The 15,835-nt window shown below is 50.8% G+C and carries 17 protein-coding genes; all 17 read right to left on the bottom strand.

The annotated features are described in order from the left end of the window. Positions 1-7 precede the first annotated feature (7 nt). The 17 genes from fliF to flgE all read right to left on the bottom strand — a co-directional run bounded on the left by fliF (position 8) and on the right by flgE (position 15,830). Positions 8-1,636, bottom strand: coding sequence for a flagellar basal-body MS-ring/collar protein FliF (gene fliF / locus AC3DKE_RS01590; protein WP_340674603.1), 1,629 nt, complete (start codon positions 1,634-1,636; stop codon positions 8-10). Further along, positions 1,633-1,986: a flagellar hook-basal body complex protein FliE gene (gene fliE, locus AC3DKE_RS01585; RefSeq protein ID WP_340674602.1), complete on the bottom strand. Its 354-nt coding sequence runs from the start codon at positions 1,984-1,986 to the stop codon at positions 1,633-1,635. Before fliE ends, fliF begins: the two co-directional genes overlap by 4 nt. An 82-nt stretch (positions 1,987-2,068) precedes the next feature. Next, positions 2,069-3,262: a sigma-54 interaction domain-containing protein gene (locus AC3DKE_RS01580; RefSeq protein WP_411730237.1), complete on the bottom strand. Its 1,194-nt coding sequence runs from the start codon at positions 3,260-3,262 to the stop codon at positions 2,069-2,071. Positions 3,263-3,375: 113 nt separating this feature from the next. Next, entirely contained in the window at positions 3,376-3,933 is a 558-nt protein-coding gene (locus AC3DKE_RS01575; RefSeq protein ID WP_340674600.1) for a PilZ domain-containing protein, read from the bottom strand. Positions 3,934-3,947: 14 nt separating this feature from the next. Continuing rightward, on the bottom strand, positions 3,948-4,295 hold the full coding sequence (locus AC3DKE_RS01570) for a flagellar protein FliT (protein ID WP_487989858.1): 348 nt from the start codon (positions 4,293-4,295) through the stop codon (positions 3,948-3,950). A 2-nt stretch (positions 4,296-4,297) separates the two neighbouring features. Further along, positions 4,298-4,747, bottom strand: a complete 450-nt coding sequence (gene fliS / locus AC3DKE_RS01565; RefSeq protein WP_379069245.1) for a flagellar export chaperone FliS — start codon at positions 4,745-4,747, stop codon at positions 4,298-4,300. A gap of 92 nt (positions 4,748-4,839) precedes the next feature. Next, positions 4,840-6,258 carry a flagellar filament capping protein FliD gene (fliD, locus tag AC3DKE_RS01560; protein WP_379069242.1) on the bottom strand — a complete coding sequence of 473 codons (1,419 nt, stop codon included), beginning with the start codon at positions 6,256-6,258 and terminating at the stop codon, positions 4,840-4,842. Between the two features lie 110 nt (positions 6,259-6,368). Next, positions 6,369-6,728: a flagellar protein FlaG gene (locus AC3DKE_RS01555; RefSeq protein WP_484216658.1), complete on the bottom strand. Its 360-nt coding sequence runs from the start codon at positions 6,726-6,728 to the stop codon at positions 6,369-6,371. Between the two features lie 117 nt (positions 6,729-6,845). Then, positions 6,846-7,994 (bottom strand): flagellin, encoded by a 1,149-nt coding sequence (locus tag AC3DKE_RS01550; RefSeq protein ID WP_487989855.1) that lies wholly within the window; start codon positions 7,992-7,994, stop codon positions 6,846-6,848. A 137-nt stretch (positions 7,995-8,131) separates the two neighbouring features. Further along, on the bottom strand, positions 8,132-9,151 hold the full coding sequence (gene flgL / locus AC3DKE_RS01545) for a flagellar hook-associated protein FlgL (protein ID WP_487989854.1): 1,020 nt from the start codon (positions 9,149-9,151) through the stop codon (positions 8,132-8,134). A gap of 22 nt (positions 9,152-9,173) precedes the next feature. Further along, entirely contained in the window at positions 9,174-10,808 is a 1,635-nt protein-coding gene (gene flgK, locus AC3DKE_RS01540) for a flagellar hook-associated protein FlgK (RefSeq protein ID WP_411730240.1), read from the bottom strand. Next, positions 10,805-11,176, bottom strand: coding sequence for a rod-binding protein (locus AC3DKE_RS01535; RefSeq protein WP_340674592.1), 372 nt, complete (start codon positions 11,174-11,176; stop codon positions 10,805-10,807). Before AC3DKE_RS01535 ends, flgK begins: the two co-directional genes overlap by 4 nt. A gap of 27 nt (positions 11,177-11,203) precedes the next feature. Beyond that, the gene (locus AC3DKE_RS01530) at positions 11,204-12,307 is read right to left on the bottom strand and encodes a flagellar basal body P-ring protein FlgI (protein WP_340674591.1); all 1,104 of its coding nucleotides are present in this window, start codon (positions 12,305-12,307) and stop codon (positions 11,204-11,206) included. Between the two features lie 10 nt (positions 12,308-12,317). Continuing rightward, complete coding sequence (flgH, locus tag AC3DKE_RS01525; RefSeq protein WP_379069225.1) at positions 12,318-13,001, bottom strand: flagellar basal body L-ring protein FlgH; 684 nt, start codon at positions 12,999-13,001, stop codon at positions 12,318-12,320. Between the two features lie 20 nt (positions 13,002-13,021). Further along, a complete protein-coding gene (gene flgG, locus AC3DKE_RS01520) occupies positions 13,022-13,807 on the bottom strand; it encodes a flagellar basal-body rod protein FlgG (RefSeq protein WP_340674589.1) in 786 nt (261 codons plus the stop codon). Between the two features lie 24 nt (positions 13,808-13,831). Further along, entirely contained in the window at positions 13,832-14,575 is a 744-nt protein-coding gene (locus AC3DKE_RS01515) for a flagellar basal body rod protein FlgF (protein ID WP_487989851.1), read from the bottom strand. 25 nt (positions 14,576-14,600) lie between these two features. Next, entirely contained in the window at positions 14,601-15,830 is a 1,230-nt protein-coding gene (flgE, locus tag AC3DKE_RS01510; RefSeq protein ID WP_487989850.1) for a flagellar hook protein FlgE, read from the bottom strand. Positions 15,831-15,835 lie beyond the last annotated feature (5 nt).

The raw sequence follows: 15,835 nt of genomic DNA, 5'->3' as shown, positions 1-15,835 counted from the left end.
CTCGGCATTAGTTATTCACCCAATTTTTCACAACCTGTGCAACCCGCTTTGGATCTTCAGCGGTGACGGTGCGAACGAAACTAACTTTTTTATCGAAATCGTGACCTAATTGCAGCGGCGCACTGGAGTGACTAAGAGACGCTACGCTGGATTGATGCTGGCCAATGTACTCACCATTAACGCCGCTTATACCTTCTTCATTATTGCCAGCCTGACCAGTAACGTTATTGCTCACTAGTAGATTTTTGATGGCGGGACGTAACACTAAGAGCACTAGCAGCAGCACTCCCAAACCGGTTAAACCTTGGCGCATAAGCTGAGCAAACCATGCTTCTTGCCAGAACCCTGGCGCATCGGCCTCATCTGCCACTAAATCGGGAATAAAGTCGGCGCTTAGCACGGTGACTTTGTCGCCACGCTCAGCCTCATAGCCCACTGCGTTTTGTACCAGCATAGTCAGGCGCTCAAGCTCAGCGGCATTAGGTGCGGCTTTAACGATTTTGCCTTCAGCATTTTTTTGCGGACGGCCATCTACAACTACGGCAACCGATAAGCGTTTAATGGTGCCAGCAGGCGTGTCGCTATGATTTAGCGTGCGCTCGATTTCATAGTTACGTGTAATCGACTTACTACCCTCAGTAGTGCCCGCTGCATCTGCGCCTTCTGCTTCGCCTGTGTTGTTAGATACCGGTTGGTTCGATAGCGCGCCTGGAATGCCTGCGGCTTTCGCATTTGCGTTGCCACCACGGCTATCACTATTAATCTGCTCGCTGCGCACAACTTGGCTTTCAGGATTCCAGCTTTCGCGGCTGACTTGCGAGCTAGCAAAATCAATATCTGCTGCAACCTGCACACGCACTTTACCCGAGGCCACGATGGGCGAAATCAGTTGCTCAATGCGCGACTCGTAGGTTTTCTCAACGCGCTGGCGGTAATCAAACTGGCGTGAACCCTGTGCCAAAGCATCGTTTTCCTTGTCGGATAGTAGGTTGCCCTGCTGATCAACCACGGTGACTTGGTCGGCGGTGAGGTCAGGAATGCTCGATGCCACTAAATTGACAATGGCTTTAACGTTTTGCTTCTCAAGCACACTGCCGGGAAACACATCGAGGAAGATTGATGCTGTGGCAGTTTTACGCTCACGGACAAATACGCTTTGCTTAGGAATCGCTAAATGCACGCGTGCTCGGCGAACTTGATGCAGGCTTTCAATGGTGCGAGATAGCTCGGTCTCAATGGCGTGCTGATACTTCTTAGTTTCCATGAACTCGCTAACGCCGAAGCCTTTTTCATCTTTCATCATTTCCAGGCCGCTACCGTCGCCAGTCGCTAAACCACTGCCAGCAAGTTTCAGACGTGCGTCATGAAGGCGATCATTGGGGACTAAAATAGAGCCAGTCGCATTTTCAATTTTGTAAGGAATATTGAGAGTATTGAGTGTGTCGACCACTGCCGATGCGCGATCTGGCGCTAAGCTACCGTAAAGCACTTTATAGTCTGGGCCTTGCGACCACATCACCGAGCCAATGCCTACTGCGACACTAGCCGCGATGCCAACCAAAATCAGTAGCTGGCGCAGCCATGGTGCCTGCGCAAGGGTTGATAAGTTTGCATTCATGGCATTGAACTGGCTCATACCGACATCCGCATAACTTCGTGATAGGCATCAATCATTTTATTGCGCACCTCAACGGCGGCCTTAAATGAAACATCTGATTTTTGCAGCGACACCATGACTTGAGTCAGGCTCATTTCGCTGTCGCCGCGCTCGTAGGATGCGGTATTGCTTGCAGAGGTTTGTTGAAGATTATTAACGCTCTCAATGCCCTGCTTGAGCATGTCGCCAAACCCGGCGGGCTGAACGCCGCCTTGGCTGGGATTAACACTGCCAACACCTGGCGCCGGCACTGAACCAATGCCGGGCGTATTTTGGCGCATGGCTCGAATTTGGCTGAGTATGTTGTCGACTCCGCTGACACTGGTCATGCCCATACCCCTTACTTATTAGCTATGTGAGTTAAAACAATTACTCACTTGCCTAGATACAAAGCAAACACTGTGCCAATTTTTAGCTAAACGCTTGCAGGCCTAGCTTTTTCATTTTCTCGACTAATGTTGTGCGTTGTAGGCAGAGCAAACGGGCAGCGCGCGAAACCACACCATCGACACGGGCCAAAGCCTCTGTGATGTAGTGAATCTCTAGGTCTTGCAAGGTTTGCTTTAGATCTAAGCCGGCCTCTGGAAGGTCAAGCACCGCAGTGCTCGCGCTGTCATTTGGCTGCGATTGCATATCAAATAGCATCGCTTGCTCAGCTTCGCGCTGGGCTGGCGAATCAATACTGGCAGCCATAGGTGGCATTTTATTGACGCTTGGAGTGGCCTGTAGCTGAGTTGCTTGCTGCTCTGCCAGTAATTGACGAGCTGCTTTCCGAACGGCCTCAAGCTCTATTTCTGTTTCTAATAAATCCAATGGGTAATAACGTGCGGGCAAATCCGTCGTGCATAAAGTTTTGCCAGCGTGTGTGATCGACAGGCGCTCAACTAAGTTTTCAAGCTCACGAATATTGCCCGGCCAAGCATAGGTCGATAAAGCATCGATCACTTCTTGATTAAAAATGGGTGGAGTCGTGTCGCGCTCGGTTTGGCGATTACAAAAATGGCGAATCAGCATCGGTAAGTCATCGAGGCGCTCGCGCAAGGCTGGCACCATGATTGGAAACACGTTTAGGCGGAAATACAGATCTTGGCGAAAGCTGCCTAGATCGACCATGGTTTCAAGGTCACGGTGCGTAGCAGCTATGATGCGCACATTGGACTTAATGGTTTGGTTACTGCCCACGCGCTCAAAACAACGCTCCTGCAGTACGCGCAATAGCTTCACTTGCATCGGCAGGCTCATATCGCCGATTTCATCTAAAAATAGCGTGCCGCCTTCAGCCATTTCGAAGCGGCCTTTACGCGTGCTGATTGCACCAGTAAAAGCGCCCTTCTCATGACCAAAAAGCTCACTCTCAAGCAAGTCCGCAGGTATGGCACCGCAGTTAACTGGCACAAACGGTTTATTTTGGCGCGAGGAGGCATCATGCAAGGCCCGTGCAACAACCTCTTTACCACTACCAGACTCCCCTTGAATCAACACCACCGTAGCGTGCGGCGCTACTTGCCTGATGAGTTCGCGCACAGTCTCAATAGCCGAAGATCGACCTAATGGGCTACGTGTGCGAATAGGAGTGCATGTATCTAGTGCGATAGAAGTTGCCATGGCCGAATATCCGCGTCAGAACTTTGATGTCCTATTTGTCGGTTATTTGACGCTTGGCTTCAGTCCGATTTTGTAGCGAGAAGTGTTGTAGCTCTGTGAGCTGTGTAACTCAACTAGGCATCGCTGCGGGCCTGTCGGCTCACGGCAATAGCACGCCGATGCTGGCGAAAGAGGAATTTGTCCAATGCATTTTGTGTTAACGACGATAAGCCGTAAAGCTCACCGCGTTCTGAATTAATGGCACGTAATGGCAGCCTTAGAGGCATTGCCACTGCATTGTGCACATGTAAGTCGACCACGAGATAGTCACCGACTGACGCTTTAATGGCACCACTCTGCCAATTTAACGCCATCGCGCTCAAGCTCACTGTGCTTGGCTGTGGTAGCTCATTTTGCTGGCTCAATAATTGGTTCATCAGGCTCAATAATAAGTCGACCTTTGCTTCAAGCCGCAATAGCTCAACTTGCACACCATCATCAGAGTCAGCATCTGAGATATAACGTTGAACCTCAGCTACCTCAATCGCGTTAAGCAGCATTAAATTGCGCTCATTGAGGTTGAGTAACTCAGCTTCGCTTAAGGCCTGAGAATACGTGCTGTAGCTCAACGGCAACTGGCCACTTAAGCTAATGGCTTCGTGCAGCGCTTCGTCATTCATGGTGTCGGTCATTATTGTCTCGCGAGTTAGCTTGAATAACTCAAGTAGGCACCGGCAGCATTATGCTGTTGGCGGACACTGCGAGCCTCACTCATCAGTGTTTGCCGGCTGTGCTGAAGATGACCTGTAAGCTCAGTATCAAACTGCAAAATGGCTCGGATCGTGGTGGCAATATCTAATTTTGACAACGTTGGTGGCAGGTCAGCAAAGAACAGCTCTAAGGCATCTCTGCGCTGCAATTGTAGATTTAACGCACCATCCCAATCACCAAGCTTAGCTAGCGCCAACATGTCATGCGTCATATCCAGCAAGGACTGCAACGTCGGGCGACGCTGAACAGGCGTTGGAAATGGCAACACATTGGACATTGCCATGATTACGCTCCCATCAATTGCGCTTGTTGTGTGCCGTCGAGTACCTCTGGCGCACCACGATGAAAGTCGCTTGGAATGCTATCCCATGCAACTTTTAACTCACTCAGCAAATCACCAACCTCGTCTAATAGCGCAGTGTCATTGGTGCTGCTGGCTAGCAATAAGCGACGGCCCATATATTCGTATAGGTTTTCTAAATTATCCGCTAAAGGATGGCCGTGGCGCTTATCAAGGCTGGCTCGCAGGCTATCGATGATATCGATAGCACGGCTTAAGCACTGCCCTTTTTCGGCGTAGTCTTTACGCTGCATATGGCCGCGTGCGCGCGAGATACGATCAATCGCACCGGCGTACAGCAGCTGAATTAAACGGTGCGGGCTGGCTGCCTCAACACTGGTTTGAGCACCAATATTGGCGTAAGCCTTTGATGCACGAGCCATGGCATAAGTCATTATCGTCTCCTAAAAACGGCGCGAGAGAACTGCGCTAGCTACGACTATTAACGACCAATTTGGCCAAATCTTTAGGCTTTAACACTCTAAAATTACAGCAAACTAGACAATTGAGCCGATAAAAATGAGCTCGTACCATTTAGTGATGTGAGCAAGGTGTCGAGCGCGTTAAATTGCTTGGAATAGCGCGCCTCAATGCCTTCCATACGGAAATCTAAGGCATCTCTCTGCACTGATAAGCCCTTCAATTGCGTCCGCAAACCCTCACTACGTGCTGCCAGCAAACCGTCTTTATCGGCAAATCCTTTTAACGCCGTATCAACACGTGCAGCAAAGCCATCATCACCGCTAAAAAATTTCGCCATTGCGTCAGGCTGGCTCACTAGCAAAGCATCTAAACGCTCGTTATCGATGCTTAATGCACCAGTTTTGGCATCAGTGGTAATACCTAATTCCGAGAGCGTATCGGCATTCTCACTCGCGCCGCCAACTGCTGTGTTGAGCTCATTCCTAATCACTGATGCCAAGCGTAATGTAGTGGCATCGCCCTGTAATTGGCCTGCTTGCTTACTGGTAGCGTTATAGCTGGTCAGTGAACGAAGTGAGTTTTGCAGCGTGTTGTAGGCGGCAACAAAGCTTTCAACCAGTTTTTTACCACTGCTCGAGTCTTCAGTCACACTGACCGTAAAAGGATTGCCAGCATCGGCTTTTATTGCTGTAAAACTGACGCCTTCAACGATATCAGTGAAGCTATTAGTGCTGGAGCTACGTGAAAAGCCATCGACAATAATTTGAGCGTCTTGAGCTGCCTGCTTTTCAGTCGCGCCATTAGTGCTGCTGCCAGCGCTAAAACTAAAAGATGCAAGTGTTGCAGGATCTCCAGGTAGTAACCCGCCAATAGGTAGCGCTGGTAAAGGATTGCCGCTAGCATCCGAAGCAGTAACACTCAACTCGCCCGCAACACCACTTTGCAAGCTTGTCATGACTAAGTGATCGCCATCGTCAGCACGAACAATTGATGCACGTACAGTGGTATTACCTGATGCTGAATTGATCGCATCGCGCAGGCCTGCCAGTGTGTTATTGCTACTATCGATGGTGACGGCAAAGCTCGCATTATCATTACTAAAGGTTAGCTTCCCCTCTCCGACAGCAGCGCCAGTACCAGCAAATCCAGCACTAGCAACCTGATGGGTTTGCGCCAAGCTTTCTACTGAAACACGATAGCTGCCTGCGGCTGCTTTTGTTGATGCTGTTACCGCGACTTGATCAGGCTTACCTACGCTAGTGCTACGTGCATTAAGCGTTTCATTGTTATTCAACTTGTCCAATGCTTGGCGAAACGTGTCGACACTCGACTGTAGCGAACCAAAAGCAGAGAGCTTGGTCTGAGCCTTCGACTCATTACTTGAAATTCGAGCCGCCGGCGCAGCGCGCTCAGCTGCAACCAACTGTGATACCAAGCTATTTACATCTATTCCGTTGGCACCGCTACTGGTAATGGTTGGCATGGCTTACTCCTTCTCAAATTCGCTGCATCTAGTGTTGGCACTTAACCAAAGCTTAATAAAGAACAGTTACGCAAGCCTCTGTAAGGCAAAGCAAATGTCATGCCAGAAACTTAAGCTTCTTCGGCAAATAAGCCGCCTTTACCGCTCTTCGCTACACTAGATAGCTTCAAAACTTCCTCACTGGGAAACTGCCGAATCACATCGCCAGAGTCACTATCAATGACCTTTACAACATTGCGGCCACTATCTTCATCAATAGAGAACTCTAGTTTTCTCTGAGTCAGCAGCTGGTCTTGCCATTCTTTTAACTGCTCAGGCTGTATCAGCTCAGAATTGGATCTCACTGCTGGCTCTACAACCACTGAGTTATTCACCGCACCAGCAACAATTTGACTTTCATCAGTTACGACTCGAGCAGTAGTTGAATCAACGGCTCGGGTATACGCATTTGCTACACTAGAAATTGTCATGGCACGTCTCCATGTCGACGCTAGTTAAACGACAAAGAGGCAGCCGACCACATGGCCAGCTGCCTTATTGCTTGGTCAATCTGCCAAACCGTCAAGGCTCGGCAGTGACGCTCAACCTTAACGAAGTAGGCTGAGAACAGTTTGTGGCAGCTGGTTAGCTTGCGACAGCATGGCCACACCGGCTTGTTGCAAGATCTGACCTTTCGACAGATTGGCTGTTTCGGCAGCGAAGTCTGTGTCTTGGATGCGGCCGCGTGAGGCCGACAGGTTTTCAGATGTGGTCTGCAAGTTAGCAATGGTTGAGCTGAAGCGGTTTTGGATCGCACCTAGGCTGCCGCGTGAAGTGTTCACTTCTGCGATTGCTTTGTCTAAGTGAGCCAACGATTGTTGTGAGTTAGTGAAGCTCGACAGGCTCAATGAGCCAATACCTGTTGTAGTCGTTGCTGAACCAACGGCACCTGCAGCGAAGCCAGCAATTGGTACTGTGCCACTAGCGCCAGCAATGGTGATCGCAGCTGCACTAGTCAAAGTCAAATCACCAGTGGTTTTGTCGTACGACGCACCAACACCAGTTTGTGACGATACACGGTTGATCGCTTCAGCCATTTGTCCTGCACGTTCTTGAGCATTACCTGCAGCCGCAACAGCGCCAATATCGACACCGTTAACGGTGAGACCGCCAGCAGGAATTGCCGTAGCGAAGCTTGTTAGAGCAGTGGCGTTAACATTTGCTGAGGTGCGAGTTAGCGAACCACCAAGAGCCGAGGTTTGCACGTTGGCAATCGAGGTTATGCCGATTGTTTCACCAGCATTGGCGCCAACTTGGAATTGAACACCTGCAAATGAGCCATCCAACAACTTAGTTCCGTTGAAGCTTGTTTGCTCACCTACACGCTGAATTTCTGATTGCAGCTGAACGAACTCAGCATTCAACGCATCTCGGTCAACTTGTGAGTTAGTACCGTTAGATGACTGCACAGCCAATTCACGCATACGCTGTAAGTTGTTGCCAACTTCACTCAATGCGCCTTCAGCAGTTTGAGCTAGCGAAATGCCATCGTTGGCGTTACGCACAGCAACGTTCAAACCACGGATTTGCGAAGTCATACGCTCGGAGATGGCCAGGCCAGCTGAGTCATCTTTAGCGCTATTGATACGCATACCGGTGGATAATTTCTGCAGCGATTCAGACATTTTGGATTGTGAAGTGCTCAGGTTACGTTGAGCGTTCAGGGATGCCACGTTGGTGTTAATGGACAAGGCCATGATGATTCTCCGTTTTACCGTTGGTAACTAAGCGACCTCTGCCTAAATGGCTTTGTATCGCGGACACACTAGATATCGAACTGTTTGCTGGAGACTTGAGGGCTTTTTACACTTCCACCACAAATGCCAGCATAGACTTACAAATAGTTGAAAAGTGACAGCCCTTGAACTTGCACATAAGCTTTCTGTGCAGCCTGTAAGCCACTGAGTTGCAAAGATAATTTGCTATAGGCTTCAGCAATATCTATATCTTCGTTATCAGACTTCAGAGCTGTGAGCTGCAAGCTGCTACTGGCGTTAGTTTCAGTTTGCTGCTCGATTTGATTCAGTCGCACACCTATTCCAGTGCGGACATCACTCAAATGACCAAGGCCACGATCTAAGACCACTAAAGCTTTAGATAGCACGCCGTTCAAGCCATCTACTGTGGTGGTGCTATCGCTCAAGTCATATGGGGCTGTGGGGTCAGCAGGCACAATAGGTGGCAAAACCGGCTCTTGACCTCCAGTACGCGGAGTCTCCAAAGCAGCAGCAATCTGACTCAGCGCCTTGAATAAATCGATATTGCCGGCGGCAGGGTCTGTGGCACTAGCCGGTACCTGCTGAAAAACAGCCGCGCCGGTATCACCATCGGCAACTTGGCGGCCTGGACCAATCGTGACTAAACGCTGGCCAGCATGAGTATTGGTTTGCACTTGCTGCGTGGCTGCATCAAAGCTATACGGCACCTTATCGTCTTGATAACCACCGAATAGGTAGTGGCCATTACCATCTTGGCTATTGGCCAGTTGCATCAAAGACTTTACTTGCTCGCGAATTTCAGCGGCCGTGGCGGCACGACTTTCGTTGCTTTGCGTGCCGTTATTGGCAGCAACAACTAGCTCTCGTACACGCTGCAATATGTCTACGCTGCTAGTCACCGCGTTTTCTTCTTCACGCAAACGGCCATCGACCAATACCGCCTGTTTGTCGAATTGCGCTAAGCGATCGAGGCTACGCTGCATAGTCAGACTTTGCTGAGCAGCTATTGGGTCTTCCGACGCCGTTTGAAAACGTTTGCCCGTAGAAACCTGCTGCTGAGTTTTTGTAAGTTCTAGCTGCTGATTCATCATGCCGCTAATGGACTGACGGTAAATTTGCTGAGTTGAAATACGCATCTTAAGCCTCCACGCTCACGCCTTAGCGAAAGGCATTAATCATGGTTTGAAATAGTGAGTTAGCTACGCTGGCGACTTGTGCTGATGCTTGGTAGGCCTGTTGAAAACGCAGCAAGTTGGCGGCCTCCTCATCTAAGTTGACGCCGCTGACTTCATCACGCCTTGCCGTAGCTTGCGCTAGCAGTGTTCCTTGCGACGCAGCACCAACTTGAGCACTACGAGTAGTAGCAGCCACCTTACCCAGCATGGCCTGCACACCATCGCTGAGTGTTGCACTGCCATTAGTGAGTATTTTTCTACTTTCTAAACCAGCCATGGCAAGCATATTGCGGTTGTCACCTGGGCCTGCGCTGGCGTCATTGCCGGCAGCAGCAATTTTTGCCGGATCAGTAATGGCGACCGCAACAGATCTCGCTGACAGACCAGTTGGTGTAATAAGGAACTCATCATTCGTAGCAGCATTGCCACTCACCACCATAGAGAAGCCTTGCGCACTCAGTGGATTAGCGGCGCTACCATCACCCGTCAAACTAATGACTTGGTTATTGACGTCGTTGCGAAGTTGCCAGCCGGTGTCAGTTTGGCGCAAGACATAGGCATCGCCTGTTAAAGCAAAAGAGTCCGACACGGTGACTGCTAGCGTGGCATTACCCGTGTTGTTACGTGATACCTGCGGCTCAATAGCGGCAATACTGAAAAAGTCACCACCAACATCACCACGTAAGTCAGTGCCTTGGGCATGCTGCTCATTAAAAGCAGACGCCATTTGATTGGCGAGTAAGCCAAGCTGATTGCGTGCCGGCGTCAGAACATCGTCACGAAAGGCCATGGCACCACCGAGCGAACCACCCTCTATGGAGCCACTGATCTCACCTTGACCAGCGAAACTTATTTCTGCTCGTGTAGGGTCAAAGCGATTAGTAGTGACTTGCAGTGTATTTGGCTTTGAGCCGAGCACTAAGGGTTGGCCATTGCCAACAAAGACACTCATCGAGCCGTCTTTTTGCTCCAATGTGCTCACACGCACGATTTGATTAAGCTCTAGCAGTGCAGCGTCACGCTGATCGAGTAAGTCATTGGGTTGGCCACCCTGTCCTACCGTGCGGCTAATGGTCATGTTTAAGTCAGCGATGCGCTTGCTGAGACCATTCACTTCATTGACCGATGCCGAAATACGATTGTTGATTTCTGCATTGATGCCGGCAAACTCGTTGTCTATGCCTTGGAACCTAGCGGCTAAAGTTGAACCATTCGCCAGTAGTTCACGGCGCGCCGCTAGTGATGATGGATCGGTACTGGCCGCTTGAATACTGTCATAAAACTTCGATAGCGCTGGCGACAAACCTTGCTCGCTATCGGAGAGTAAATTGTCCATACGGCTCGATAACGCATGCAGTGTTTGCTGCTGGTTATAGCTGGCCGTTGTAGAGCGCTGCTGCGTCACTGCATATTGATCATAGGCGCGCTGCACACTAGAGAGCTGTACGCCTGAGCCTAATGTGAGTGAGCCGAGCTGCTCTGGCGTGCGCGACGACAGCGACACCGTTTGCCGGCTATAGCCATCCGTATTCGCGTTAGCAATATTGTGGCTGGTGGTAGCCAAGGCGCGTTGATAGGCGGTTAAACCTGATAATGCACTACCTAGCATGTCGCTCATGATTCATCCCTTGGAGCCTTAACGGCTGCCGCTGCTTGCGCGGACTGGCTATGAAGGCGGCCTTGTAAGGCGCTGCCCTCTGGTGCCAGCTGCTTCGCAATAGAATCTGCAAGACCTATGCCACCCTGCTGCGAAAGACTTAGAGCGAGCTGGTTATCGAACATGCCCTGATAGGTTTTCATGCTTTCGTTATCGAATAGGCCACCCTCGCCCACGGTTTCGCGCATGCTCTTCAACATCATTTGTAAAAACACAGATTCAAACTGGCGCGCCACCGGCATGATGGCGTCTTGTGGTGACTCGGCCGCTTCTTTTTTCAGAGCGGCAAGGTCGCTGTAACCGTGGTAGTTGCTAACTGGTCCCGTCATGGCGTATCTCCGGCTCGTTGCCTGCCGTTAGATAACAATGAGCTCGGCGCGCAAGGCACCGGCTTGGCTCAAGGCTTCTAAAATGGCTACCAGATCGGCGGGCGATGCACCAACCGCATTGATCGACTTAACGATGTCATCGAGCGTGACACCAAGATCCAAAGCAAACATACGCGGTTTGTTTTGATCAACGGCAATGCCGGAGTTAGGCGTTACCACTGTCTGGCCTTGCGAGAATGGTGCTGGCTGGCTGACTTGCGGCTTCTCATTAATCGTCACCGTTAAAGAGCCATGAGTTACCGCTGCGGGCAAGGCACGAACATTGCCACCGATGACAATGGTGCCTGTGCGAGAGTTAATCACCACACGAGCCGATGGCGCGCCCGGTGTGACTTCAAGATTTTCCAGCAAGGAGATAAAGCTGACTTGTTGGTTACTTTCCATCGGGCCAACAATCTGCACACTCACCGAATCCAATGCGCGCGCGGTATCGGCGCCAAATTGGCCATTAATTGTTTCAGCAACATGCTTGGCGGTGGTGAAGTCTGGGCTACGTAAATTGAGCTGAATGATGCCGTTATTCGCAAAGCTGCTAGGTGCAGCACGCTCCACTGTCGCGCCATTAGGGATACGGCCTACGCTAGGTACGTTAATGGTGACTTTTGAGCCATCGGCACCGGACACGCCTAAGCCACCGACCAGTAAGCTACCTTGTGCCATGGCATAGACTTGGTTATCGGCACCGAGCAATGGCGTCATTAATAAGCTGCCACCGCGCAAGCTACCGGCATTACCAATCGATGACACGGTGATGTCTAGAGTTTGGCCAGGTTTTGAAAATGCTGGCAAGCTGGCATGTACCGTTACCGCCGCCACGTTTTTCAGCTGCGGATTAACACTATCAGGCACCTGAATACCGAAGCGGCTGAGCATATTGCGAATGCTTTGCACGGTGAATGGTGTTTGACTGGTTTGATCACCAGTGCCATTTAAGCCAACGACTAAGCCATAACCCACGAGCTGGTTTTCACGCACACCGGCAACTGATGCCAAATCTTTGACACGATCAGCCTGAGCAACTAGCGGCAGTGTCAGTAATGTGGCGATAAAAGCGGCTTTTAGCAGGTTCATGGCAAATTCCTCACAGGGGTGACAGTACTGATTGGAATAATCGTGCCAACCAGCCCATCGAGTTAGCTTCATCAATCACGCCAGTGCCGCTATAGGTAATGCGCGCATCGGCGAGCTTGTAGGAAGGTACTGAGTTATCTGGTGCTAAATCGACTGGGCGAATGGTGCCGGAGACGCGAATAAATTCTTGGCCCTGGTTCAGCGTTAGCCATTTCTCGCCACGAACGCGTAAGTTGCCATTGGCCAACACTTCGTAGACGGTGACTGTGATATTGCCGCTGAGGCGGTTGCTTTGGCTGCTTTTGCCCTGCCCTGCGAAATCAGAACTGGCACTGATATCAGTAGAAAGAATTTGGCGTCCATTAATCGTGACTGGGCCACCGAGAATGCTCGGCGGCAACATCTCAATATTGGTACTGCGATCGGTATCTGTACTGGCTTGTTTACTCGCCTCAGTACGCTCAACGAGAGCAATAGTCAGCGTGTCGCCGACTTGGCGAGCACGATGATCAAGGAATAGATTTAAGTTGTGGTTGGCTTGGAAAATCGCACCGGCAGTTGCCGCAGCTGGCTGTGCCGGCGTTGGACTTGCTGGCGCCCACTCGGTTTCGCCGGGCTTAGCCAAAAAGTTTTGGCTACAGCCCGTGCTAACAACGGCCATTAGCAACGCGCTTACAGCGATTAAGATTTTCACAAGCACACTCCTACGCCAACTTAGACGTTGTTGTTCAGGTACTGCATCATCTGATCGCTGGCGGAAATGGCTTTTGAGTTCATTTCATAGCCACGCTGGGTTTCGATCATATTCACCAGCTCTTCGACAACGTTGACGTTAGAGCCCTCTAGCGCACCCTGCTCTAGCGTGCCTAAGCCACTAAGGCCTGCCGTGCCGGTTTGTGGCGAACCACTGGCGGCAGATTCGACATAGAGGTTTTCACCACGAGGCTGCAGGCCAGATGGATTGATAAAGTCTGTCAGCTGCAAAGTGCCTAATTGCTGTGGCGTGGTTTCGCCGGCAACTAAAGCCGAAACGGTGCCATCGCTACCGATAGTCACGGATTGCGCACTGTTAGGCACAGTAATGCCAGGCGAAATGATGTTGCCTGACGATGTCACCAGCTGGCTTTGCTCGTTGAGCTTGAATGAGCCATCGCGGGTATAGCCAACCGAGCCATCGGGCAGTTGCACCTGAAAAAAGCCACGGCCGCTAATGGCAACGTCTAGCTGATTGCTGGTTTGGTTAATGCCACCTTGCGAGTGCAGTTTTTCCGTAGCCACAACACGCACACCCGTACCAACATGCATGCCAGTTGGCGCTCGTGTTTGCTGGGAAGTCTGACCACCAACTTGGCGAATGTTTTGATAAAGCAAGTCTTCAAACACCGCACGGTCTTTTTTGAAGCCGGTGGTATTAGCGTTGGCCAAGTTGTTACTGACCACCTGCATGCGAGTTTGCTGTGCATCTAGGCCAGTTTTGGCCACCCATAATGAACCATTCATCATCGTCTCCTGAGGCGCTTAGGCCTATTCCATGCGGATCATGCGGGTACCGCTATCAGACATGTCCTTGGCGGTTTGCATCATGCGCACTTGCATTTCGTATTGGCGCGATAGGTCAATCATCGCCACCAAGGACTCCACAGCACTTACGTTGGATGACTCCAAGTTGCCCGACTGCAAGCGTGAAGTTGTGGTCGGTTCACCTGGAGCGCCATTTTTCTGGCGCATCAAACCATCTTCACTTTTCACTACTTGCGACTCATCAAGCGTTACTAACTTGATGCGCCCCAGAGTGACCGTTGTTTCAGGCCCTGAGCCCAATGGCACAATAGAAATCGTGCCATCGTTGGCTAGGCTTAAGCTCTGGTATGGCGGCAGCGTAATCGGGCCACCATCACCCATAATTGGCTGCCCAGCGCCATTAGTCAGTAGACCTTCAGCACTGATTTGCAAGTCGCCGCGGCGGCTATAACCTTCTTCGCCGCTGGCGCCCTGCACTGCCAACCAGCCATCGCCATTAATCGCGACGTCTAGCTCTCTACCTGTAGCAACCATCGTGCCATGTGCCATGGAACTGGCTCTATCAGCGCCCATACTGTTGACGCGGGAGTTGAACTGGCCACCACCTTCAATTTCCTTGCTAAGCAGAGTCTGAAAGTCGCCACGAAAACCTGGCGTATTGGCGTTAGCCAAATTGTTGACAGTCACGGTCTGCGCCATTTGCGTGTGTTTCGCGCCGGTCATCCCGATATAAAGCATTCTGTCCATTTCAGACTCCTAGTATTTCAGCTACTTAGCGCATGTTTATGATGGTTTGCGTTACCTGGTCAGAGGTCGAAATCATCTGTGCGTTGGCTTGGAAGTTACGTTGCGCGGTGATCATTTCCACTAACTGAGCGGTCAAATCAACATTGGAGCTCTCTAACGCACCGGCCTGTAGTAAACCGAAGTTTGAGGTGCCGGCCTCACCCAAGCGTGGACCGCCTGAGGTGTAGGTTTCAGCCCATGAGGTATCGCCTAATTGCTGCAAACCATTGGGGTTGTTGAAGATAGCCACAGCAATTTTGCCGAGCTGTTGCAGCTGCCCGTTGGTGAAACGTGCTGACACAACGCCTTTGGCATCGACATCAATGCCGGTCATACGGCCGGTGGTGTAGCCATCGTTATATAAATTGTTCACACCGAACTCATTGCCGTATTGCGTACTGGCGATAAAGTTCAAATCGAGACTGATAGGCGTGCTACCAGTGCCAGCATCAAAATCATCGTAGGAAACATTCGCGGTTAGTGGATCTAAAATCCCGTTACCGTTGAATGAAAGTGTCGAAAACGGATCGCCGCCATTTACCGTAACTGGCTGATTATCGACATACAGTCGCTGTTCCCATTGGTTGGGTGTAGCTGTGCGCGAGAAATACATGGTGGCCTGATGCGGCGTACCCAGCGAGTCAAAGACTGTCATCGAGGTCGCGTGGTTATAGCTGTCAGGCTGATCCGAATTGAATGGCGTTACCGCAGGTGGAGACACATTTGCTGGTAAGTTAACGCCAATATCGCCTTTTTCGCTGGCTTTTGGCGGGCTCTCAGTGGTTTGCAGCTTTAGATCAGATAGCGAACCAGTCGCGAAATTACCGCCAGCAGTAACCGGGAAGACTTGCAGCTTCTGCAAGTCACCATTGACCACGTTGCCTTCACGATCGACGCTGAATGCGCCAGCGCGTGAATACACCAAACCTTCGCGGCCTGACATGACGAAGAAGCCTTCGCCACTAACAGCCATATCTAGGTTGTTATTGGTGAAGTCGATATTGCCCTGCGAGAACTGCTGAGAAATGCTCGCAGTGCGAACACCAGCACCACTCGCCGTTGCAGAAAGGTCATTACTTGAGGTCGCAAAAACATCACTGAACAGCGCACGCGATGACTTGAAGCCAGCGGTATTGACGTTGGCAATGTTATGCGCGGTGACATCTAAGTGGGTTGAGGCAGCGTTGAGGCCGCTAAGTGCAATTCGAAAGCTCATGAGAT

Source organism: Paraperlucidibaca sp. (assembly GCF_982810325.1).
This window is presented reverse-complemented; position numbering and strand designations above follow the sequence as displayed.